22 protein-coding genes are annotated in these 21,310 nt (G+C 70.5%); 4 read left to right on the plus strand and 18 right to left on the minus strand.

From position 1 onward, the window contains the following. Position 1 precedes the first annotated feature (1 nt). Positions 2–1,579: a sensor histidine kinase gene (locus GHR20_RS35795; protein WP_153815640.1), complete on the minus strand. Its 1,578-nt coding sequence runs from the start codon at positions 1,577–1,579 to the stop codon at positions 2–4. 117 nt (positions 1,580–1,696) lie between these two features. Between GHR20_RS35795 and GHR20_RS35800 the strand changes: the two genes are divergently transcribed. Both GHR20_RS35800 and GHR20_RS35805 read left to right on the plus strand, forming a co-directional pair. Continuing rightward, a complete protein-coding gene (locus GHR20_RS35800; RefSeq protein WP_153815641.1) occupies positions 1,697–2,059 on the plus strand; it encodes a hypothetical protein in 363 nt (120 codons plus the stop codon). Next, positions 2,056–2,478 carry a response regulator gene (locus tag GHR20_RS35805; RefSeq protein WP_153815642.1) on the plus strand — a complete coding sequence of 141 codons (423 nt, stop codon included), beginning with the start codon at positions 2,056–2,058 and terminating at the stop codon, positions 2,476–2,478. Before GHR20_RS35800 ends, GHR20_RS35805 begins: the two co-directional genes overlap by 4 nt. 309 nt (positions 2,479–2,787) lie before the next feature. Here GHR20_RS35805 and GHR20_RS35810 read toward each other — a convergent pair whose 3' ends face one another. The 4 genes from GHR20_RS35810 to GHR20_RS35825 form a co-directional block, all read right to left on the minus strand. After that, on the minus strand, positions 2,788–3,453 hold the full coding sequence (locus tag GHR20_RS35810; protein ID WP_153815643.1) for an NADPH-dependent FMN reductase: 666 nt from the start codon (positions 3,451–3,453) through the stop codon (positions 2,788–2,790). A 67-nt stretch (positions 3,454–3,520) separates the two neighbouring features. Then, positions 3,521–4,018, minus strand: coding sequence for a MarR family transcriptional regulator (locus tag GHR20_RS35815; RefSeq protein ID WP_153815644.1), 498 nt, complete (start codon positions 4,016–4,018; stop codon positions 3,521–3,523). Positions 4,019–4,265: 247 nt separating this feature from the next. Continuing rightward, positions 4,266–5,054 (minus strand): hypothetical protein, encoded by a 789-nt coding sequence (locus GHR20_RS35820; RefSeq protein ID WP_153815645.1) that lies wholly within the window; start codon positions 5,052–5,054, stop codon positions 4,266–4,268. Positions 5,055–5,379: 325 nt separating this feature from the next. Continuing rightward, positions 5,380–5,730: a helix-turn-helix domain-containing protein gene (locus GHR20_RS35825; protein WP_148024891.1), complete on the minus strand. Its 351-nt coding sequence runs from the start codon at positions 5,728–5,730 to the stop codon at positions 5,380–5,382. A gap of 87 nt (positions 5,731–5,817) precedes the next feature. Between GHR20_RS35825 and GHR20_RS35830 the strand changes: the two genes are divergently transcribed. Beyond that, positions 5,818–6,642 (plus strand): polysaccharide deacetylase family protein, encoded by an 825-nt coding sequence (locus tag GHR20_RS35830; RefSeq protein WP_153815646.1) that lies wholly within the window; start codon positions 5,818–5,820, stop codon positions 6,640–6,642. Next, positions 6,639–7,820: an NmrA family NAD(P)-binding protein gene (locus GHR20_RS35835; protein ID WP_243878237.1), complete on the plus strand. Its 1,182-nt coding sequence runs from the start codon at positions 6,639–6,641 to the stop codon at positions 7,818–7,820. The genes GHR20_RS35830 and GHR20_RS35835 overlap by 4 nt, the downstream gene beginning before the upstream one ends. A 281-nt stretch (positions 7,821–8,101) precedes the next feature. On the opposite strand, the gene GHR20_RS35840 is transcribed toward GHR20_RS35835, so the two are convergent. The 13 genes from GHR20_RS35840 to GHR20_RS35900 form a co-directional block, all read right to left on the minus strand. Beyond that, positions 8,102–8,494 (minus strand): hypothetical protein, encoded by a 393-nt coding sequence (locus tag GHR20_RS35840; RefSeq protein ID WP_153815647.1) that lies wholly within the window; start codon positions 8,492–8,494, stop codon positions 8,102–8,104. 216 nt (positions 8,495–8,710) lie between these two features. Next, positions 8,711–8,968, minus strand: coding sequence for a M4 family metallopeptidase (locus tag GHR20_RS38435; protein ID WP_343234228.1), 258 nt, complete (start codon positions 8,966–8,968; stop codon positions 8,711–8,713). A gap of 481 nt (positions 8,969–9,449) precedes the next feature. Then, the gene (locus tag GHR20_RS37945; RefSeq protein WP_243878238.1) at positions 9,450–9,776 is read right to left on the minus strand and encodes a dihydrofolate reductase family protein; all 327 of its coding nucleotides are present in this window, start codon (positions 9,774–9,776) and stop codon (positions 9,450–9,452) included. Positions 9,777–10,470: 694 nt separating this feature from the next. Next, positions 10,471–10,653: a rubredoxin gene (locus GHR20_RS35855; protein ID WP_161214893.1), complete on the minus strand. Its 183-nt coding sequence runs from the start codon at positions 10,651–10,653 to the stop codon at positions 10,471–10,473. Then, positions 10,650–11,618, minus strand: coding sequence for an alpha/beta fold hydrolase (locus GHR20_RS38235; protein WP_153811711.1), 969 nt, complete (start codon positions 11,616–11,618; stop codon positions 10,650–10,652). The genes GHR20_RS35855 and GHR20_RS38235 overlap by 4 nt, the downstream gene beginning before the upstream one ends. After that, positions 11,615–12,718 carry a fatty acid desaturase gene (locus tag GHR20_RS35865; protein WP_153811710.1) on the minus strand — a complete coding sequence of 368 codons (1,104 nt, stop codon included), beginning with the start codon at positions 12,716–12,718 and terminating at the stop codon, positions 11,615–11,617. Before GHR20_RS35865 ends, GHR20_RS38235 begins: the two co-directional genes overlap by 4 nt. A 34-nt stretch (positions 12,719–12,752) precedes the next feature. After that, positions 12,753–13,034 carry an acyl carrier protein gene (locus GHR20_RS35870; protein ID WP_111587062.1) on the minus strand — a complete coding sequence of 94 codons (282 nt, stop codon included), beginning with the start codon at positions 13,032–13,034 and terminating at the stop codon, positions 12,753–12,755. Positions 13,035–13,754: 720 nt separating this feature from the next. Next, positions 13,755–14,696 (minus strand): acyl-CoA desaturase, encoded by a 942-nt coding sequence (locus tag GHR20_RS35875; protein WP_153811709.1) that lies wholly within the window; start codon positions 14,694–14,696, stop codon positions 13,755–13,757. 3 nt (positions 14,697–14,699) lie between these two features. After that, the gene (locus GHR20_RS35880; protein WP_243878239.1) at positions 14,700–15,569 is read right to left on the minus strand and encodes an acyl-CoA desaturase; all 870 of its coding nucleotides are present in this window, start codon (positions 15,567–15,569) and stop codon (positions 14,700–14,702) included. A gap of 115 nt (positions 15,570–15,684) precedes the next feature. Further along, positions 15,685–17,553, minus strand: coding sequence for a fatty acyl-AMP ligase (locus GHR20_RS35885; RefSeq protein ID WP_243877800.1), 1,869 nt, complete (start codon positions 17,551–17,553; stop codon positions 15,685–15,687). Between the two features lie 107 nt (positions 17,554–17,660). Beyond that, on the minus strand, positions 17,661–18,455 hold the full coding sequence (locus GHR20_RS35890) for a thioesterase family protein (protein ID WP_237520366.1): 795 nt from the start codon (positions 18,453–18,455) through the stop codon (positions 17,661–17,663). A gap of 349 nt (positions 18,456–18,804) precedes the next feature. Next, a complete protein-coding gene (locus GHR20_RS35895; RefSeq protein WP_153811707.1) occupies positions 18,805–19,695 on the minus strand; it encodes an alpha/beta hydrolase in 891 nt (296 codons plus the stop codon). A gap of 133 nt (positions 19,696–19,828) precedes the next feature. Continuing rightward, positions 19,829–21,061, minus strand: coding sequence for a cytochrome P450 (locus GHR20_RS35900; RefSeq protein WP_153815649.1), 1,233 nt, complete (start codon positions 21,059–21,061; stop codon positions 19,829–19,831). Positions 21,062–21,310 lie beyond the last annotated feature (249 nt).

Raw genomic sequence — 21,310 nt, forward strand, 5'->3', positions numbered from 1 at the left:
GTCACGTCACTGGAAGGTGCTGCGCGGGCGGTGGGGTGCTCGGCAGGGTGAAGGTGATACGGGTTCCAGGAGTGGAGAGAGGCGCCACGGCGATGGTGCCGCCATGGTGTTCGACGACTTTCTTGCACATGGCCAGTCCGATGCCACTGCCGGGGTAGCGGTCCTTGGTGTGCAGGCGCTGGAAGATGACGAAGACGCGGTCCGCGTAGTCGGGGTCGATGCCGATCCCGTTGTCGGTGACGGAGAACCGCCAGACACCGTCTTCCTCGGCTGCCGAAACATGGATCTCCGGAGTGCGGTCGGGGGCGCGGAATTTCACGGCGTTGGAGATGAGGTTCTGCCACAGCATGCCGAGCTGGGTGGAGTCGCCCGCGACGGCGGGGAGGTCGTCCCGGGTGATGCGGGCACCGGCTTCCTCGATGGCGATGCTGAGGGTGTCGAGCGTGTTGTCGAGGAGCGTGTCGAGGTCGACGGTGTCGCGGTTGTCGAGGACACGGCCGATCCGGGAGAAGGAGAGCAGATCACTGATCAGGACCTGCATGCGGTTCGCGCCGTCGACGGCGTAGCCGATGTACTGGTCGGCGCGTTCGTCGAGCTGGCCGCTGTAGCGCCGTTGGAGGAGCTGGGTGAAGCTGGAGACCTTGCGCAGGGGTTCCTGCAGGTCGTGGGAGGCGATGTAGGCGAACTGCTCGAGTTCCTCGTTGGAGCGTTTGAGGTCGGCGGCCTGTTCGTCGAGGAGCTGTCGGGTGTGCTCGCTGGTGGCGAGCTCGTCGGCGAGCCGGCTGCGCATGGCGTCGATGTCGGCGCTCAGTTTGCGCAGGTCGGCCGGGCCGGAGGCGGTGATGCGGTGGGTGAAGTCGCCGCGGGTGACCCGCCCGGCGTCGTTGCTGAGCCGGGTCAGCGGCTCGCTGATACCGCGGCGCAGTCCCTCGAAGACCGCGACGGCCAGCAGGACGATGACCAGCGCCACCGCCGCGAAGACCCAGTCGCACAGCGTCTGGGCGCGGTCGAGGTCGCTGACCGCGCTCGTACGGGCGTCCAGGAGCCGGCTCTGCTGGGCTGTCATCGCCTGCCGGAGGTGGTCGAAGGCGGCTTTGCCCTCTGCGGCCCGGTCGGTGGCGATGGGTACGGGGGCACCGGCCGGGGCGCCGGAGACGGGGGTGGCGATGAGCTGCTGCCAGGTGCGCGCGCGGCCGAGGACGACGCGCAGGTCAGCCTGGCCACGCGCGTCGCCGGACAGCAGCCGGTGGAGCCTGGCGACGGCCGTCTTCTCGTCGGCCAGGCCCTGCCGGTAGGGCTCGAGGAACTGCCGCTCGCCGGTCAGGCCGTAGCCGCGGACACCGGTCTCCTGGTTGACCAGCGCCGTCTCCAGGCGCACGGAGTTGGTCAGCGCGGGCGAGCGGGTGTTGACGAGGTCGTTGCTGATCGACGTGGCCCAGCCCATCGCCCAGATACCCAGGGCGCTGAGAAGTGCCAGCAGGGTGAGCGATGCGCTGACGCCGACGCGCAGCCAGCGTCGTGTCGTCCAGTTCGCCAGGGAGTGGGTTCCCGGAACGACTGGGACGTGCTCTGCGGTCATCGCGGGTGCTCCTCGGTGTCCCGTCGTGGCCGCTGTGACGTGTACGCGGCGCCCTTACCCTACCGGTACGACAACAGTCGTTGTCATCGCTGCTCAGAGCCCCTTACATTCCCAGGTGTGCCAGGTATCCATTTCCGGCTGCGGATGACCGACAGCGAGATCGCGGAGGTGACCGTCCGCGAGGTCCACGAACTCGTCTCCCGCCTCGTGCCCGAGGTGTTCGAGACCCCGCGCGGCGATGTCGGCCACACGGCTGGGCAGGCACAGGCCCTGGCAGAGCTGCACCTGCTCACGTACTTCCAGCAGGCCGTCGAACAGTTGGAGGCCAGAGCCGCCAACGAGGCGGCCGGTGCTGGTGCCGGTTATCCGCAGATAGGCCGGGCCTCCAAGATGACCCGGCAAGGTGCCCGCCGGCGATGGCGCGGCCCGCTCGACCAACAGCCCCCCTCGACGCCCCCAGAGACCGGGAGTACCCAATGATCATCGCCCCTGCCCGTCCCTACGACGTGCTCCTCATCGAGGACGACGAAGCCGACGCTCTCCTCATCGAGGACGCGCTCCTGGCCCGCGGGGCCCGCAATCTCGTCCAGGTCCACGAGGGCGTGGCCGGTCTCGCCTATCTCCGGGACCCGTCCCGTTCCCGTCCTGACCTGATCGTCCTGGACCTCAACATGCCCCGCATGAACGGGCGCGAGCTGCTCGCGGTCATCAAGGAGGACAGGGACACCATCCCGGTCGTCGTCCTGACCACCTCCTCGGCCCCGGACGACGTCGCCGGCGCCTACCAGCACTACGCCAACGCCTACGTCACCAAGCCGGTCAACCTCGACGACTTCGAACGCGCCGTCCAGAGCATCGACGCCTTCTACCTGGAAACCGTCACCCGCCTCCCGCGCTGACAACGCGCGAGGTGAACGCGAAGTGAGGCGGGCGGGCCTGCGGCTCGCCGGTATCCGGGCGGGAGCGACGTCGGCGCCGACGGGTCGGTCACCGGGAGCAGGGCGTGCGGGGATCCGCTGCCCGCGCCCGCGACCGGCCGGCCCTGGACAGCCGGACCCCATCTTGGCCCCGGCGCGTCAGCGACCTGCTGGAAAGCGAGTCCGGAACGTCAGCGAGTGAGGCGGCTGCCCCTCCTCGGGCAGCCGCCTCACTCACTTGCCTCCGACCCGTATGCCGCCCTGGGATCGTCCGCCGTCGCTGGGCAGTGCCTACCTCCCCGGCAGGGTCAGGTGACCAGGGTGTTCGAGCGGCGACGACAAGTTCTGGGACGAGTGGTCGCCCTTGAGGGCTTCGACCATCTGTCTGTCGATGGCTTCGATCTGGTCACGGTAGGTGTGGAGCGTGGCTTCGATGTCCTTGAGCTGCCAGTTCTCGTCCACGTCGGCGTCGGTGATCACGAGTTCCAGATGGTCGTCCAGGACGCGCATGTGCAGGCCCCGCAAGACGGACAGGAGCTGGGCGACGCCCTTGTTCCCGCCGCGGGTGCCGTAGCCGGCGGCGGCGGCCGGCTTCTCGTGCCACTCCCGGTAGAGGAAGTCCAAGGCGTTCTTCAGGACGGCGGGGTAGCCCCAGTTGTACTGCGGGAAGACGAACACGAAGCCGCCGTAGGAGCTGACGGTGCGGCTCCACTGGCGGGTGTGCTCGTGCTGGTACTGCTGGAGTGCGGCTTTCAGTGGCTCGTCGAGCAGGGGCAGGTTGACGTCGGCGAGGTCGAGCAGCTCGTAGGTCAGGGGGCTGTCCTGCTGGAGGGCGGTGCGGATCCACTCGGCGATGCCGGGGCAGATCCGGTTCGGGCGAGTGCTGCCGATCACGACAGCGATCCGGTCAGCGGCCTGCGGTGCTGTCCGGGTGCTCGGGTTCTGGGTGTGGCCCATGTCGATCTCCTGCGGGGTGCCGTTCGGATGCCGCCGGATGGCCTCGGGCGCTGGACAGGGAGCGGGCTCAGGCCCGGGTGGCGGGGGTCAGGTCGATGCCGTGGGCGGCGGCGTCGCGATGGACGACTTGGCTGGCCAGCTGGGACAGGCGCTTGCGGTTGGTCTCGCTCAGGCCGCTGACGGCCTGTTCCAGTCGCTGCTCGACTTCCGCGGCGAACGCCTCGGCGAGCCGGCGGCCCTGCTCGGTCAGCTTGACGCGCACCGCCCGCCGGTCCTCAGGAACCGGCGCGCGTTCTACGAGGCCGCGGCGCTCGGCCCGGGTGACCAGGCCCGTCGTGCTGGACTTGTCCAGGTCGAGCACGTCCGCCAGCTGGGCCATGCTCGGCTCCCGGTCGCGCAGGACGCCCACCAGACGGGCTTGCAGGACCGGCAGGTCGTAGGCGCCGGCAGCGCGATCAAGCACGGTCTGCACGAGGAAGGACAGCTGGACGAGTCCGTCCGTGATACCGAGATCGGGCGTGCGCCGGGCGGCCTTGGACCCGGGTCGAGGAGTGGCGGCTGTCATGTCTGCCATCGTAGTCGGTGTTCGTACGTGCCACAAACTACTTTGTGCGTGCAACGCACATTTTGGTGCGTGATACGCAGCATTTCCGGAGTGGAACGGCACCCGACCAGCCTCCCAGCCACGTGGGCGGCCGGTGGCAGGCGTGGGGCGCGGGTCCCGGCCTGTCCACTCCTGGCGGCGCCCGATGCCGACCGCCCATCGCACACAATTGAGCGGCAGCCCCGCGTCGGCCGTCGCCGCACCGGCATCACTCGATCAGGCTGTGGCCGTCCACCCGCTGGCCCACGAGGTCCAGCAGGACGGCTCCGTGCGGGGTCGTGGAGCCGTCGATCCAGAGGCGTTTCCAGTGGTTGGTTCCGGTGCGGAACTCCAGCGGGCGGGGCTGTACGAGGAAGCGGGACTGGGGGCGCCGCAGGTGTGACCAGGGGATGAGCGTGCCGCTCACTGTCAGTCCCGCCGCGGAAAGGACGTAATCGCCGAAGGTGACCGAACCGGTGCTCTCCAACTGCGACTGTGCGCGGGGTGCTTCGGCCGTGTCGGCCAGCCGTGACACGAGGTCGGCCTCACGTGGGTTGGTCAGGTGGTGGACCTCCCGTCCCGCACGGGTCGTCAGCCGAAGATGACGGGTGGTGAACTGCTGGTTGGAGCTGGAGGTGGTCGTCCAGTCGTAAACGAGCACCTCGTGCCAGGCGAACGCCTCGATGTCGTCCTGGGTCTCGAGGATCACTCCGTCGTGGAAGCAGTGCAGTGCGGGGGTGAAAGGCCGCTCCGCCCGGAGGCTGCGCCACCAGGTGACGATCACCACCAGCGGGACGGCCGAGAGCAGCCCGTAGCCCACCAGGTGCGCGGCCGCCGGCCAGGGCAACGGCAGGCTCAGGACCAGACCGGGAAAGGCCAGCAGGACGGCGAGGCAACCGCCGATCACGGCAGGGATTTTGAACGCCCGGACGACCACCGTGGTGACGGGCCGGCCAAAGCCGCGATCGTCCGCGACGCGCAGCACGCGCGCCGACGGCACCTCGTGGGACCTGCTCATCGTTGCCCCCTGTCCGGCGAATCCACCCGAAGCCTTTGCGAGATGACAAGTGTGCGCGCCACGCGGCATGCCTGTCACCAATGGCCCGGGACCACGTGGAGCGAGGCGCGGGTCGGCTTCGTCGAAGATTGCGCCCCACCTACGAGGCGGCCCCGACGGCGAGTCGGACACGGCCGGACGGCTCACGGTGGGTGCCGCCCACCGAACCGTAACCGGGGCACGAGTGCCGACGAGCCTTCGCCGACCGACGGTCGGACATCGCACGCGCGGATGCCATGCTCGCAGCGCGCCCGGACAGGAGCCCGGCCCGTCCCGAAGTGATCAGTCAGTCCGTCGCGGAGTCATGGAACGCCGTCACGGCCGCGCCGTGTTCGTGAGCCCACTCCGTCAGCACGGCGATCGGCTTTACCAGCGTCCGGCCCAACGCTGTCAGCACATACTCGACCTTCCCGGCCTCGGCCCGGCGCTCGACCAGCCCGTATCCCTGCAGCCGGCGCAGCGTCTGGGTCAGCACCTTCCGCGAGACCCCGCCGATCAAGCCGACCAACTCGCCGTGCCTGCAGGGTTCCCGGCTCAACGCGAACAGCACGGCCACCGCCCACTTGTCGGCGATGATCTCGACCGCCAGCCGAGCCGGACAGTCGGCGAGGAAGGCGCTGCCGGAGTACTCACGCATGCCCCGACGGTAGCCCGCCAGCGGGAACCTGGAGGTACCTGCTCCTTCACTAGCGTCCACCGCGGAAGCTACCGAGGGAGTAACCGAATGAGGACAGAGAACGAATGGCCGGGCGGGCGGAAGATCGTCGCGCTGGTGACCATCGCGCTGGAGACGTGGTCACCCGGACACTGGCCCGCCTACGCGCCGATGGCCACGGCGTGGCCGCTGCCCGGCGTCGACGACACGCACAGCACCTCCTGGGCGGACTATGGCGTCACCACGGGTATCTGGCGGTTGCTCGACCTCCTCGACGACCTGCCGGCCACCGTCGGCGTCAGCGGACTCGTGGCCGAGCGGTACCCCGAAACCGTACGGGCCGTGCACGAGGCGGGTCACGAGATCGCCGCACACTCCTGGGCCCAGGACGTGGTGCCCGCGCTGCTCGACGCGGATACCGAGCGGGCCGGCATCCGCCGCTGTACCGACGTCCTCCGCCGAGCCACCGGCGTTCGCCCGACAGGGTGGATGAGTCCGCGCGCCACCGGTTCGAGGCACACCGACGACCTGCTCGCCGAGGCCGGCTATCGCTGGACCGGCGACCATGGCGACCACGACCTCCCGCAGGTCCTGTCCACCGCTCATGGCCCGCTCGCCTCCCTCATGCACAGCGAACACTCCGATGTCCGCGACGCTGCGGCCGGCCCATACGCCTACCGTGACCTGCATCGAGAACTGCTGGACCAGTTGCTCGCCGCGCCCGGCCCGGGCGTCTTCCGCCTGACCGTCCACGCTCACGTCGGCGGCCGGCCGCCCCTCGCGGGTATGGTCGGCCAGATCCTCGACCACATCCGTTCGTCCGGCGAGGTCTGGGTCGCCACCCACGCCCAGGTGGCCGAACACGTCCTGGCGCACCTGGGAGGAACGTCATGACCCACGTGCTCGTCTTCGGCGGCACCGGAGCCATGGGCCGCCACGTGGTCCGACGCCTGCTGGCCGCCACGGGCGCCACCGTCACCGTCCCCACCCGCCACCCGGGGTCCGCCCGCGCCACCGAACTCGCCGCCACCGCGCCCGACCGCGTGCGATTGGTCCCCTCCGACTCGGCCGAACCGGAGGTCCTGATGAGGGGGGTCGACCGCGTGTTCGCCAACACCGACTTCTTCGCCACGGGCAGCGCGGTGGGCGAGTACCGGCAGGGGCTGCACTTGCTGGCCGCCGCGGAACGGGCCGGCGTGGAGCGGTTCATCTGGTCCTCGTTGGACAGCGCGGTGTCCCTGACCGGCCGCCCCGTCCCGCACTTCGACAGCAAAGCCGCCGTCGCCGCTCACATCGAGCTGATGCGGTCGGAGGAGATGCTCCGAAAGGACACCGACGGCTGGTACACGGGCCATGTCTCGGTTCTGACCACCGCGCCGTACTTCGAGAACCTGCGGGACCGGCTCACCCCTCGCCCGGACGGCCGGAACGGGCTGACCTTCAGGCTCCCGCTCGGCGCCGCCCGCTATCCGCTCATCGCCCTCGCCGACATCGCCTGGTTCGCCTGCCACATGTTCGACAACTGGCAGTCCTGGGGCGCCCGCGACCTCGCGGTGATCGGCGACAGCCTCACCGGTGACGAGATCGCGGCCACCTTCGCCAGGGTCACGGGCACGCCCAGCGTCTACGCGACGATGTCCCATGACGAACTGCGCGCCGCGATCCCCGACTTCGGCCACGACTACGCGGCGATGTTCCAGTTCTTCGCCGACCGTGATCTCTACGCCCGAGACCGTGACATCGACCTCCTGCGCCGTCTGCACCCCGACCTGATGACCTTCGAGGACTGGCTGTACCGCACCGGCTGGACCGGTTCACCGCACGCACCGACCGAGATATCGAGCCGCGGCGCCCCGGACCGCCGACCGGCATCCGGCTCGCCGGCCACACCTGGAGCGCCCACGAGCGGCGCCGGGAGGGCGATCGCCGACCCCTCGCCTACGAGTTCACCGGGCGCGAGGCAGCCGGCCTCCCCATCGGCCTGCTGCGCCGCCTCGGTCACCTCCACACCGTCGCCGTCCCCCACGGCGTCACCGGCCACGAAGCCCGGCTGGGGGAGTGGTGGAACCTGAATCCCGCCTCGCACAACGGCCTACGCCGCGCCGAGCTGGTCCAGCTGAGCTACGACCGCTTCGCCCACCCGGCCGAGGAAGGGCGGCGGGAATCGGCGCGGCCGGTGTCAACTTCCCTCACCCGTAAGTGTTGCGGCGCACGGCGATCTCCTACGCTCCGCACGCGCGCCGCACCGCTTTCTGGCCGAACGTGATCGGCTGGAGCTGCTCTTCGGATCTCGCCGGGGTCGCGAAGCAGCCCGGCGCCGTCGGCAGAAGCCGGCCAGATCCGAATAAGGACCCTAGTTCGCCGGAACCGTCATGAACACCGTGTCGCCGCCCGTCACCGTGAAGGTGCCGTTGCCGCCCGAGGCCACCGTGCCGCTGTGGACGACGGTGCCGGCGGGGGTCTTCTCCGTCAGGGTGAGGGTCCGGTCGGTCAGGTTCGTGACCGCGAACTGGGTGGCGCCCACCTGGACGCCGTCGCCCTGCTCGGTGACGCCCTTGATGAAGACGAAGGACTGGGTGGAGACCAGGTTGCCCGTACTGCCCTTCTGGACGATCAGGACGTCCCCGGTGGCCGCTGCCGCCTGGGACGTCGTGGCGGCGGCCACCGCGCCGAGCACCGCCAGCAGCGCCGCCCCGGCCGCCGCCGCTCTGCCACGCCCGCCGGTCCTGCGGGTTCCACTGTCCATCGGTATGTCCTCCCGAGGTCGCGCCCCCGTCCCACGGCGGGACGGCGGCGTGGCGCAGAGCCTCGCCGGGCCGGCCGCGCCGGCGTAAGAGGCGCGAGGGGGCGCATCAGCGCATGAACAGCACAAGCGGCGGAAGCCGCACGACGCCGGCGCTGGCGCAGAGTGCCCGAGGGGCCCGGCGTCGGCGCGGTCGTCACCGACCGGTGGCCGGGATGATCAGCCGTTGCCCGCAGTCACGTTGACCACCGCCCAGGTCCGGTACCGGGCCCGGCACTCGGTGCCGCTCGCGCCGTCAAGGTCCCTGGCGGCGTTCAGCGTACCGATGCGGGCACCGTGGAAACTGGTCGTGGAGGCCATGTAGCAGGTCAGGGCATACATGTAACGGGGCAGGGCGTGGGAAAAGATGTCCAGCGCCTTGGCCTGGCCGATTCCAGTGCTGGAACCGCCGCCGTAGGTGGACGAGTTGTGCGACACCCCCGCCGATCGTCTTGCGACCGCTGCCCTCGGCGAGCAGGTAGCAGGCGTGCGAAGAGACACCGGAGCCGGCGTGCGCCTCGGGGTTGGTGACGGACGACGACCCGTAGTCGATGGTGCCTTCGAGGCGGTACGGCGACAACTGGTCCAGGCGGCGCAGCAAACCCCGGGAGAGACCGAGCTTCTCGCCCATCAGCGCACCTTTCTTGATTCACCGTCGGCGAGTTGATGGGCTGTCTGTGCGAAGGCGCGCCCCGCGACGCCTATGCCGTGCATGGCGGCGCCCCCGACGACATCGGCACCGCCATGGTCGAGTTGGACCAGAGCCCGCTCTCGGTCAAAGACGGTCGGCCAGGGCCTTGCCCTTCTGTCCGCGCCCGTCAGAGGGACGACGTCCGCACAGGTCGCCGTCCCTGGTCATCCGAGGAGCCGACCGTCCGTCGGGATCCGCGATGGTGACGGGAGGGGGCTCAGTTGCTGCTCATCCGGCGTCTCGTCTGCGGTAGCGGATATGAGTGGTCAGCGGAGAGCTGAGCACCTCGACGGGCTCGAAGTCGAAGGTCTCGACGCCGTCGAACAGGCGCTCGCCGCTGCCGAGTAGGACGGGTGCGATGTCGAGGGTGAGCTCATCGATCACGCCGGCGTCGAGTGCCTGTCGAACCGTCGAAGCACCGCCGGCGATGTCCACACCCCTGCCGTCGGCGGCCTCGAGCGCCTGCGCGTAAGCGGCGTCGAAGCCTTCGGTGACGAAGTGGAAAGTGGTCCCTCCCGCCATCTCGATCGGTTCGTGGGCGTAGTGGGTGAGCACGAAGACCGGGGCGTGGTAGGGGGCTCGGGGCCCCACCATCCGTCCCAGCTCTCGTTCCACTCACCCCGGATGGGCCCGAACATGTTCCGGCCCATGACGTAGGCGCCACGCGGGCGCATCAGCCAACTGGTGGCCTTACGGTCGGCTTCGGTCGCGCGCGGATCGCCGATGTGCCAGCCGTGCAGCTCTTGGCCACGCTTGCCCAGCGGATGGTCTCGGCTCTGCTCGGCTCCGGCGACGAAGCCGTCGAGAGAGATCGACATGTGGCAGGTGGTGTCGGACATCAGCTTCTCTCCGGAGGCAGCGGTTGCGGGGTGTCGTGGGGTCATCGGACCACACGGCATACGCGCAGACTGGCAGAGACGGCCGAACTTATCGCGACATCGCGAAGCCGTCGACGGCTTGGCTGCCGCGTGAGTCGAGATCACTTTTGAGTACGGATCCGCCGCCACGCTTTACGACTCAGCCGAGCCGAGTAGAGGGTGGCCGCGCACCGAGGATGAGAGAGGGGGAGACCGGCGCCGTCATCGCAGCCAGGCCGGCCATCCCCAGGGAAGGACTGGCTGCGCGCCGCTTGCCGACAGTTGGTCTCCGGCGGACGACGGCGCTCATGTGCGTCCGCTTGCCGACGTCATCGACCCGCCCCCCGCAAGGGCGGCTCGGATTTCGTTGTGGGTGGTGTGGGGGCTGTTTGTCAGAGTTGTTCCATGGTGAAGTCTTCTTTGGTGGCGCCGCAGGTGGGGCATTGCCAGGTGGGGGGGATGTTTTCCCAGGGGGTGCCGGGGGGGATGCCTTCGTCGGGGAGGCCGAGGGTTTCGTAGTAGACCCAGCCGCAGAGGAGGCACATCCAGGTGCGTGTGCCGGGGGTGTTGTTCATGGTGTTCCTTTGTGGCGCGCGTGCGTGTGGGTGTGGGTGTGGGTGTGGGTGTGGGTGTTGGTGTGCGTCTGCGGGTGTGGGTTGGTGTGGGTGTGTGTGTGGGGGTGTGGGTGGGTGGTGGGTGGGGTGAGGTGTTGGGTGGTGAAGTGGGTGAGGTGGGTGGTGGTGGTGGGGGAGGTGAGGATGCTCATGTGGCCGCCGTTGGTGGCGGTGAGGCGGGCGTTTTTCAGGCCGGTTGTCACTGCTTGGGCGTCGGTGTAGGGGACGAGGGGGTCGCCCGGGTCGTGGAGGACGAGGGTGGGGAGGTCGAGTGGGGCGCCGAGTCCTACGAGGTCCCAGTGGGTGACGGGGACGCCGTTGCGGTGGTGGAGTTCCTGGCGGATCTGGTGGATGAGGGTGGGGGTGAGGTGGAGTCCGGCGCCGTCCCAGCGTTCGAGGACGTGGCCGAGGGTGGCGCATGGGGCGATCAGTACCGCGCATTGGGGTGGGTGGCCGGTGTGTGTGGCGAGGGCGCCGATCGCGGCGATGGCGCCGAGGGAGTGGGCGACTATCACGCGTACGTCGCCGAGGGTGTCGAGGACGGCGCCGACGGCGTGGGTGTACTGGGTCATGGTGGCCTGGTTGCCGGGGCGTGCGCCGTGGGCGGGTCCGTCGAACGCGGCGACGCGTAGTCCGTGGGCGCGTAGTGGGGGGACGAGGGAGTGCATGCTGCTGCTGTTGGCGGCCCATCCGTGGACGAGGAGCGCGCTGCCCTGGGTGGCGTTCTCGTTCCACAGGAACCCGTCGGTGACGTGGTCGTCGCCGTGGACGGTGAAGGGGACCGCGCCCAGGGGCAGGACGTCGTCGGGGTGCAGTCCGTAGGTGCGGGTGCTGGAGAACACGTCGGTGGCCCAGCGTGCCGCCAGGCGGGGTGTCAGCGCGGTCGCTGTGCGGTGGGCGTGGCGGCGTATCCACCGGCTGGTCACGGGGCGCTCTTCGTGGGCGAGGGCACGGTGGTGTTCGGTTCCACCTTGTTGCGCGCGAGGTCCGCGTAGTACCCGGACTCGGTGTCGTAGAAGTGCAGGTGGCGCACGATGTCCCACATCTGCCCGAACGAGAACCGGCGTTCGCGGACCATTCCCGGGTAGCGGGCCTTGAGTGTTTCCTGTGCTTTGGGCAGGTTGTAGTAGGGGATGACGGGGGCGACGTGGTGGGCGGTGTGGATGGAGATGTTGTGTGTCAGGAACAGCAGCCAGCGCGGGTACACGTAGTCGGTGGTGACCAGGAGCCGGCTGGCGTTGCGTGTCCAGTGCTCGGCGGTCAGGTAGGGGATGTCGCTGGCGCTGTGGTGCATCAGTGTGGTGGCGCTGAACCAGGCGTGGGTGGCGAGCCAGGGCGCGACGAAGTAGATCAGCAGTCCGGTGAAGCCGGTGAAGTAGACCAGCGCGGCGGCGTAGGGCACGGTCACCGCGGCGACGAACAGCATCGAGCGCCGTACCTCGCGTCGCTGGCCCGCTTTGGGGAAGAAGCCGGGGCGCAGGGCGGATTCGGCCCAGTAGTTGATGGTGCCGCCCCAGAACGCCCAGGTGCGCGTGGACACGTACACCGTCTTGTCCCACAGCGACATCCGTTCGAACATGCCGGCCGGTACGGGGCGCCAGTCGGTGTCGAATTCGAGGTGGTTGGTGCTGCTGTGGTGCATGTTGTGGACGTGCCGCCAGGCGTGGAAGGGGTAGATCAGCGGCAGCAGTGCTGTGTGCCCGATCGCGTAGTTGAACCTGCGTGAACGCGAGAACGAGCCGTGTCCGCAGTCGTGGGCGATGCAGTGCAGTCCCCAGCCGCCGAGTCCCGCCACGATCCACAGCGGGATCCACAGCAGCGGGCTCGGCGCGTACGCCACGCCCACGAGGGCGCCCGCGTAGAGCAGCCAGCTGACCGTGAACCCGATCAGGCCGCGGCTGACGCGCGGCTCGAAGTACTCCTTGGGTATCGCGCCCGCCAGGCGTTCCCCCTCCAGCTGCTCCGCCTGGCGCATGAAGGCCCGGAAGGTCTCCTGCGGTGCCGAGGGGAAGTCGAATGCACCCATGTCCTGTTCTCCTTCCTCTTCTTCTGCCCGGTGGCTAGAGCTTGAGTTCCGCGGCGAGGTGTTCGGTGAGCGCGTCGATGGACTGGTACTCGTAGAGCAGGCCGGGGGACAGGCGGCGTTCGATGACCTTCTCCAGGGCGCCGGAGACCTGCACGGCGACGCGTGAGTCCAGGCCGTAGGCTTCGAACGTCTTGGAGGTGTCGATGTCCTCGCGGGGTATCTCGACGTGGACGACGAGGTAGTCGACGAGCCACTGGCGCAACGCCTGTTCGGTCAGGGGCCCCTGGGGACGCTGGACCTTCTTGCGGTTGAACATGGATGTGCCCTTTCCTCTCTCACCTGCTGGGTGCGGCCCCCGGTTGCGGGGCCCGCGATGGTGCGTCTGCCGGGTGCGGCCCCCGTTTCTCGGGCCGCGGTGATGCGTCTGCCGGGTGCGGCCCCTGTGCTCGGGCCGCCGTGCTGGAGGCGCGGCCGCGGCCCTTGTTTCTCGGGCCCGCGTCCTCACCGTGTGCGGGTGCGGCCCTTGTTTCTCGGGCCGCGGTGGTGTGTCTGCCGGGTGCGGCCCCTGTGTTCGGGCCGCCGTGCTGGAGGTGCGGCCGCGGACCCGGTCCTGGGGCCGCGGTGGTGCGCCTGCTGGGTGCGGCCCCTGCCTCTCGGGCCCGCGGTCTCACCGTGTGCGGGTGCGGCCCTGGCCGTGGTCCGCGGTGGTTCACCTGCCGGGTGCGGCCCCGCCCCCCGGGGGGCGACGTCTCACCCGCTGGGTACGCCCCCCAGGGGGTCGCCGTGCTTCACGTACGGCTGCGGGTGCGGCCCCGGGTCTGGGGCCCGTGGTGTCCCGTGGGCGGCTGCGGGCCCGTTTCCCGGGCTTGCGGTGTCCGTGGGCGGGTGCGGGCCCGTTTCCCGGGCTGTGGTGTCCCGTCTGCCGGGTGCGGTTCCCGCGTGCGGGCTCCGCCGTCTCGTGCCCGGCCACGGCCCTGCCCCCCTCGGGGGGCTGCCGTGTTCCGCCTGTGGGTGCGCCTGGGTGTGGTGCCGGGGCTCAGGCCGCGGTCTTGGCTTCCTGCCGGCGCCGGGTGATGGTCTCCTTGTCGGGTTCGCGCAGGTTCCATACGACACGCAGCCGGCCGAGTCCCATCAGCAGCCAGCCGCTGAGGTCGGGTTCCCACCAGGTGACGCCGTGCCGGTAGGAGCCGGGGAAGGCGTGGTGGTTGTTCTGGAGTCCCTCACCGAAGGTGAACACCGCGACCGGCCAGTTGTTGGCGCTGTGGTCCTCGTTGTCGAAGGGGCGTCCGCCGAAGGCGTGGCAGATCGAGCCCACGCACCAGGCCGCCTGGTTGGCGACGAAGATCCGGGCGAGGCCGCCGAAGACGAGGCCGCCGAGCAGTGCCATCGGGGTCCGTACGACCGCGAAGTCGATCACGGCCGGCAGGAGAAGGCCCAGCAGTACCCACTGCGGGTAGGTGCGGTTGAAGAACATCAGCCGCCGGCTGCGCAGCACGTCGGGGCCGAACACGGTGACCTTGCTGGCCTCGGGGCTGAGCATCCACGGCATGTGCGCGTACCACAGGCCGCGCATCCGGGCCTTGAACGCCCACCCGTGCAGGTTGGGGGAGTGGGGGTCGCCGTCCTGGTCGCTGAAGCGGTGGTGGCGGCGGTGGGTGATGACCCAGAACATCAGCGGGCCCTGCGCCCCCATCGACCCGGCGATCATCATGACCGCCTCGAAGGCGGGTGATGTCTTGAACGCCTTGTGGGCGAGGTAGCGGTGGAACCCCACCGTGATCCCGAACATGTGCACGAAGTACATGGCGGCGAACAGCCACAGATCCGTCGCGGTGAAGCGTCCTGTCCACAGCAGGTACCCGGCGGCCGCCGTACCGGCCAGCGGCAGGGTCATCGTGGTCAGGGCGGAGAACCGCTTGATCCGCAGGCTGACGGGGTCGAGCCGGACGACAGCGTTGGTTGCCGCGGTCGCGGACATCGTTCAGCTCCCTTCCTGTTGGTTCGGCATGGACCGTGTCCCGGGGCCCTGATCGGGGCGCATGCGGTCGGGGTAGCGGGCGTCGCGGATGAGTCCGACGGCGTCCAGGGCCCGGATGACCGCGCCTGTCGGGTCGATCTGGAGGAGGTTGTGCCGGTTGTGGGCCAGCGAGGGCCGTGCGTGGTGGTTGTTGTGCCAGGAGCCGCCCACCGAGATCGCCGCGAGGGGGGCGACGTTGCGGCTGGTGTCCCGGGTGCGGTAGGGCCGGGCGCCGACGGTGTGGCCGATCGAGTTCACCGCCCAGGTGACGTGGTCCAGCAGGAAGATCCGGGCCAGCCCGCCCCACAGCAGCCCGCCGGCCGCGCCGCGCGCCGTTCCCCCCGACAGGAGCCAGCCCGCGAGTGCCGGCAGCGCGAGCCCGGCCAGCACCCACACGAAGTAGTACTGGTTCAGGCGCATCACCAGCCGGTCGCGGACCATGTCGGGGGCCCGCCGGGCCCAGTCCTGGCGCTGGACGGTGAACAGCCAGCCCACGTGGCCGTGCCAGAACCCGCGCAGCCGCCCGGCCAGTCCCGGGCCGAGCGCCCGCGGTGAATGCGGGTCGCCGTCCTTGTCGGTGAAGGCGTGGTGCTGGCGGTGGATGGCGACCCAGAACACGACCGGTCCCTGTGCCGCCATGCTTCCCGCGATGCCCCACAAGGTGGTGACGACGGGGCCGGCCGCGAAGGAGCGGTGGGAGAAGAAGCGGTGGAATCCGCCCTCGACGCCCAGTGAGGTGATCGCGTACATCACCACCAGCAGCAGGGCGTCCGTCCAGGTGAATCCGTAGCGCACGGCGAAGACGACGGCGGCGGCGGTGCCCAGGGTGGGCACGCCCACGGTGATCCAGGCGAGCCTGCGCGCGCCCCGGTCCGCCCCGCCTCCGCCGCGCCCGCTCCCGCGGCCGTGGCGCGTGCCGGCGCCCGGCCCGCTCCTGCCCGGGTGCCGCTCACGACACGCCCGCCGGAGTGCCCGCCGCCGCGCCCGCCGGTGCGCCGGACGCTGTGCCCGCCGGTGTTGTGGCGGGTGTGGCGGGTGTGTCGGCCGGTGTGCCCGCTGGTGTGGCGGCCGGTGTGCCCGCTGGTGTTGTGGCGGGTGTGTCGGCTGGTGGGGTGGTGGGGAATGCCTTGAGGGTGCCGTCCAGGTACGCGGTGCGGGTGTCGCGGCGGCGGACCTTGCCGCTGGTGGTCATCAGGACGGTTCCGGGCGGTCCGATGTGTATCCGGGCGGGCCGTACCCCGTGGTCCTCGGTCACCGCGGCGGTCACGCGTTCCAGGAGTTCCTTCTCGCGCAAGGCGAACTCCTTGGCGGTGCCGCGGAATTCGGCGACCAGGACGACCTCCTCCTCGTCGCGTGTCGTGCTGGGCACGGAGAACGCGGCGGTGCGGCGCAGGTCCTGGTGGCAGTGCAGCGCGGAGTGCTCGATGTCCTGGGGGTGCAGGTTGCGGCCGCTGATGACGATGAGGTCCTTGAGGCGTCCGGTGACGAACAGTTCCCCGTCGAGGAAGAAGCCGAGGTCCCCGGTGCGCAGGAACGCGGCGTCGCCGCTGTGGCCGGCGGGGCGGGCGCCGAAGGTGCTCGCGCTCAGTTCGGGGCGTCCCAGGTAGCCGGCGGCCACGCTGGCGCCGTGGACCCAGATCTCGCCGATCCCGCCGTCGGGCAGCGGGGTCAGGGTGTGCGGGTCGACGACGATCACCTCGTGGTTCTCGGCGATCACCCCGCAGCTGACCACCCGCACCGCGTCCGCCCCGCCCGGGTTCTGGGCGCGGCGTGCCCGCCCGCGTTCCAGGGCGTCCTTGTCGAGCCACTGGGTGCGGATGGTGTCGTCGGCCTCGGGTTTGCCGGAGACGAAGAGGGTGGCTTCGGCGAGGCCGTAGCACGGGATGAGGCTGCCGGCGTCGAAGCCGACGGGTGCGAACCGTTCCCGGAAGCGTTCCATGGTGTTGCCGGAGACGGGTTCGCTGCCGCAGAACACCTGCCGCAGCCGGCTCAGGTCGAGGGTGGCCCTCTCCTCGTCGCCGATGCTCTGCGCGCACAGGTCGAACGCGAAGTTCGGGCCGACGGAGATGGTGACCTTGTGGTCGGTGATGGCTTTGAGCCACCGGTAGGGGTCCTGCACGAAGTGGATGGGGGAGAGCATCACCAGGGGCCAGCCGCCGTGGACGGCCAGCATGATGGTGCCCATCAGTCCCATGTCGTGGTAGGGCGGGAGCCAGGAGCAGCCGACGCGGTCCTCCTCGTAACCCATGTGGGCGTCCAGGACCCGGCAGTTGCTGAGCAGGTTCTCGTGGGTCAGGACGATGCCCTTGGGGTCGCCGGTGGAGCCCGAGCTGTACTGGATCAGGGCTGGTTCCACCGCCCGCGGCGGCGTCCCGCCGCTGCCGGGGTGCTGGTAGAAGTCCGGCTCGGGGAAGATCCACTGCGGCGCTTCGGTGCCGGCGGTGAGCTGTTCGTGGAACTGTCCGCTCTGCCCGGCGAAGCGCGGGTCGGTCAGTACGGCCCGCGGCGCGCAGTCGTCGAGGACGGACAGGAACCGGGCGGTGGCGCGCCGCCCGAACGGCGGGAAGCAGGGTACGGCGGTGCAGCCGGCGCGCATGATGCCGAACAGGGCGGCGACGTAGTCGAGTCCGGGGTCCAGGGCGAGGATGATCCGGCCCTCGCTCAGGCCGCGCTCCTGGAGGCGGGCCGCGACGGCGGCGGCCTGGTCGGCGAGTTCGCGGTAGGTCCGGTCGATCGGGTGGTCGCCGGTCCCGTCGGGCAGGAAACGGAACGCGAGGCGGTCGGGGGTCTCCTGGGCGCGGTGCTCGAGGACGTGCACCAGCGAGGATCCGGCGGACGGTGGCAGCGGTCTCACAGGGATACGGCCTTTCATGTCGGTCTGCGGGCGGGACACGTGCGTGATCTCCGTTCGGACGCGAGGGCGCGTCACACGGCGCGGACCACCCGCAGCTGATGGGCGCTGCCCAGGTGCGTGCCCTGCACCGACCAGGCGTCCACCTGCTCGTCCACCCACCCGTCGGGCCCGGCGGCGCGGGTGGTGGCCCGCAGCAGGATCCACGGGGAGGCGGCGCCGGCGAGCCCCGGTGCGGGGCGCACGGTCAGCTCCACGGTCGGCACGACCGCGAGGGTGGACAGGATCGCCGCGTAGGAAGGGGCGAGCGCGTCCATCAGCAGCACGAAGCGCAGCACGTCGGGCGCCTCGTCGTCCTCCACCAGCCGTACCCACGCGATCAGTTCGGGCACCGGCCCGCCCGCGTACGGGCGGGCCGCGCCGACGGGGCGGATCTCCATGCTGGTGGCGATCGGCACGAACTGCGCCGGGATGGCGAACACGTCGCACTCCTCGGGCCCCGGCGCCGCGGGCGGCTCGGGGGCCACCGCCTGCCAGGAGCCCTCACCGCGGCGGGCGAACACCGCGGACGCCTCGATCGCCGGCCCCTTCTCGCTCTGCGCCAGGGCACGGACCACGCTCAGGGTCCGCCCGGCGCGCACCAGGGAACTGTCCACGGTGAAGCCGGGGTCGACGGGCCGGTCGAACCGGCCGGTGACGCTCTGCAGTTCGAGTCCGGGCGCGTGTTCGCGCATCGCGGAGGTCAGCAGGGCGAGGGCGAGACCGCCGTGGAAGCCGCCGAAGCCGCGCAGGTGCGCGTCCGCCCGCAGCCACCCGTTCACCGGTTTTCTCAGGAGGGCTCCCGGTGTCGCCCCGTCAGTGTTCAGCATGCGAAGACAGCGTCCCGTCCGAGTGGATGGAAGAAGAGAAAAAAAATGAGGGGAGGGGGTGCCGTACGGCCGCCCCCCGGACCCGCCCGGCTGTCTGCCCGCCCGCCCGGCCGCCCGTCCGTCCGGCTCTGTGCTGTCTGCCGGGCGGGGACGGGGGGTCGTTACGGGGGATGCCGTTCGGGGGGTGCCGTTCGGGCGGGCTGTACAGGAGCCCGCCCGGGCACGAGCCGGGCCTGAACCACCCCGGCCCGGCCCCCGGCCCGGCCCCCGGCTCGGGTCCGGCCGGGGGCCGGATCGGATCGGATCGGGTCGGGTCGGGGTCGGGGGGCGGGGTCGGGGCGGGGGTGGGTCAGCCGAAGAACGCGGTCAGTTCGGCCGCGACGGTCTCGGGCTGCTCCTCCACCATGTAGTTGCGGGTGTTCTTGACCTCGACGACGCGTACGTCGCTGCCGCAGGTGGGCAGGACGCGGTTCATGTAGTCGTAGAACCCGCCGTAGGCGAGACCGAGGACGGGCACGGACAGCTTGCCGTAGCCGTGGAAGTCGTCGATGTCCTGCTGGTACGCCTGGAACCATGCCTGGCTGGCGCGGATCGCCTCGGGTGTGTCGTAGCGCTGCGCGTACACCTCCCGGTCCTGCGGCAGCACGGCGTCGGGGTCGACCAGGCTCAGGCCGAGCATGTAGTCGACCATGAGGCGGTAGCGGCCGGCGAGTGCCTGTTCGGGGAAGCCGGGCACGATGTTGAAGGCGAGCCACCAGCGGTGCGGGCCCGGGTCCTCCGGCTTCGGCATCAGCCGGAAGCCCTGGTAACTGTCGTCGATGTGCGTGGTGTTGATGATCGCGACGCGGCGGGTGGCCGCCTCGTGGTTCGCGGCGTGGGCGAAGGCGACCATGGCACCGATGCCGTGCCCGGCGATGTTGATCCGCTCGTAGCCGAGGTGCTCGGCCAGGGCACGGATGTCGCCGGCCATGCTCTTCTTCTCGTAACCGGAATCGGGACGGCTGGAGCCGCCCATGCCGCGGATGTCGACCGCGACGACCCGGAAGCGCTCCGCGAGCGCCGGCATCACCTTGCGGTACTCCCACCAGGTCTCCGGCCAGCCCGGCAGCAGGAACAGCGGCTCGCCGCTCCCGCCGCTCACGTAGTGCAGCCGTACTCCGTTGACGTCGGCGTACTCGCTGGTGAAGCCGCCCTCGAGCGATGCCGCGAGTTCCTCGTCGGACGGTACGTTCGTGCCCATCGGTGTGCTCTCCCCCATCAGTGTGTTCTTCCTCGTCGCCGCGGTACGGGACGCGCCCGCCCTGCGGCGGGATGCCCCCCTGGTGGCTCACCCCCCTTCGGGGGCTCGTGCCCGCCCCCGGGAGGTGAGCCGGTCACCCGGCGGTGACCGGCAGCCGGCCGTGGCCGCGCTGGACGATCTGGTCGCGGAACGTCGCCGCCCCGGCGAGCTTCAGTGCGGGCAGCCGCCGCAGCAGCAGCGGTACGGCCGTCTCCGCGGACATCCGGGCCAGTGCCGCGCCCAGGCAGAAGTGGGCGCCGCCGCTGAAGGTGAGCGGGCTGTTGCCGGTGCGGGCGGGGTCGAAGACGCCCGGGTCGGTGAAGCGGCGCGGGTCGCGGTTGCCGGCGGCGATGAGCAGGGTCAGCGGCACGCCCTTGGCGACCTTGACGCCGAAGAAGTCCAGGTCGCGTGAGGCGACGCGGTTCAGGATCTGGGCGGCCGGCTCGAAACGCAGGGTCTCGTCGGTGAAGCCGGCCGCGAAGTCCGCCTCGGTGCGCAGCCGTTCACCCTCGGCGGGGTGCTCCAGGGCGAGGCGGACCATGTTGCTGAGCAGGTCCTGGGGTGCCTCGGTGGCGGCGACCAGCAGCAGCATGAGGTTGGCGACCAGCTCGGTCTCGCTCAGTTCCCCGCCCGCGTCACGGGCCGCGGTGAAGGCGCTGGTCAGGTCGGTGGTGGGCTGTGCCCGGCGGCGGGCGACCAGGTCGTGGAAGTAGCCGGCGAGGCGTTCCATCGCCGCGTCCCCGGCGGTGAGCTGGCCCATGTCGCGGATCGGTTCCAGGGCCAGCGTGATGTCGCCGACGTCGCCGCGGAAGGTGTCGTGGTCCTCGTCGGGGATGCCGAGGAGTTCCCCGATGACCCCGGCGGCCATCGGGAAGGAGAACTCCGCGACCAGGTCGACCTCCCGCCCGTCCGCGGCGAGGCGGGCGACCCGCTCGACGGCGCGGGCGGCCCGGCGTTCGACCAGGGGCCGCCACGCCTCCACACCGCGCGCGGAGAAGGCGCTGGAGAAGAACCGCCGGTAGCGCTCGTGGTCCGGGTCGTTGGAGAACAGCATGTTCTTCGTCAGCCAGGACCAGGAGGCGTGCTCGCGCCAGCCGGGCAGCCGTACGTCCTGGACGGCGGCGTCGGTCGACAGCAGGTCCGCCTCGCGCAGTGCCCGCGCGCATTCGGCATGGCCGGTGACGAAGAGGTGGGCGCCGCCCACGTCGACGACCGGTCCGTGGGCCCGCATCTGCTCGTACAGGGGGTAGGGGTCCTGTTTGCCCTCGAAGGACAGCAGACGGCCCATCACGTCGATCGGGTCCGCCAGGGTTTTGGTGGGGCTCACTCTCACTCCGGGTATTCGACGGCAGCCGGGCATGCGGTGCGTGCGGTACGGGGGTGGTGTCCTTCAGAGCGGTACAGGGCGAGTTCGGTGAATACCGGTGGTGCGCGGTGCATCAGCGTGTCCGAGGCAGGTGATCCGGCCGGGCACGTGGTTCGCGGTGCTAATGGTGCAGAGCCCTAACTCCGAAGGGCTCTCTGTACTCGTTGTACGCCGTCGAGTTGGAATGTCCAACTCGATTGTTCGAGCGAC

The sequence above is a fragment of the Streptomyces sp. SUK 48 genome (genome assembly GCF_009650765.1).
Taxonomy (GTDB): domain Bacteria; phylum Actinomycetota; class Actinomycetes; order Streptomycetales; family Streptomycetaceae; genus Streptomyces.

Coding starts and splice junctions, on each gene's coding strand:
- GHR20_RS35865 (WP_153811710.1), bottom strand. CDS start 12,718: ATGGGTGCATTCGACTTCCCCTCGGCACCGCAGGAGACCTTCCGGGCC.
- GHR20_RS35840 (WP_153815647.1), bottom strand. CDS start 8,494: ATGGACAGTGGAACCCGCAGGACCGGCGGGCGTGGCAGAGCGGCGGCG.
- GHR20_RS35810 (WP_153815643.1), bottom strand. CDS start 3,453: ATGGGCCACACCCAGAACCCGAGCACCCGGACAGCACCGCAGGCCGCT.
- GHR20_RS35895 (WP_153811707.1), bottom strand. CDS start 19,695: ATGGGCACGAACGTACCGTCCGACGAGGAACTCGCGGCATCGCTCGAG.
- GHR20_RS35825 (WP_148024891.1), bottom strand. CDS start 5,730: ATGCGTGAGTACTCCGGCAGCGCCTTCCTCGCCGACTGTCCGGCTCGG.
- GHR20_RS35815 (WP_153815644.1), bottom strand. CDS start 4,018: ATGACAGCCGCCACTCCTCGACCCGGGTCCAAGGCCGCCCGGCGCACG.
- GHR20_RS35835 (WP_243878237.1), top strand. CDS start 6,639: ATGACCCACGTGCTCGTCTTCGGCGGCACCGGAGCCATGGGCCGCCAC.
- GHR20_RS35875 (WP_153811709.1), bottom strand. CDS start 14,696: ATGTCCGCGACCGCGGCAACCAACGCTGTCGTCCGGCTCGACCCCGTC.
- GHR20_RS35795 (WP_153815640.1), bottom strand. CDS start 1,579: ATGACCGCAGAGCACGTCCCAGTCGTTCCGGGAACCCACTCCCTGGCG.
- GHR20_RS35855 (WP_161214893.1), bottom strand. CDS start 10,653: ATGAACAACACCCCCGGCACACGCACCTGGATGTGCCTCCTCTGCGGC.
- GHR20_RS35830 (WP_153815646.1), top strand. CDS start 5,818: ATGAGGACAGAGAACGAATGGCCGGGCGGGCGGAAGATCGTCGCGCTG.
- GHR20_RS35890 (WP_237520366.1), bottom strand. CDS start 18,455: ATGCTGAACACTGACGGGGCGACACCGGGAGCCCTCCTGAGAAAACCG.
- GHR20_RS35820 (WP_153815645.1), bottom strand. CDS start 5,054: ATGAGCAGGTCCCACGAGGTGCCGTCGGCGCGCGTGCTGCGCGTCGCG.
- GHR20_RS35805 (WP_153815642.1), top strand. CDS start 2,056: ATGATCATCGCCCCTGCCCGTCCCTACGACGTGCTCCTCATCGAGGAC.
- GHR20_RS35870 (WP_111587062.1), bottom strand. CDS start 13,034: ATGTTCAACCGCAAGAAGGTCCAGCGTCCCCAGGGGCCCCTGACCGAA.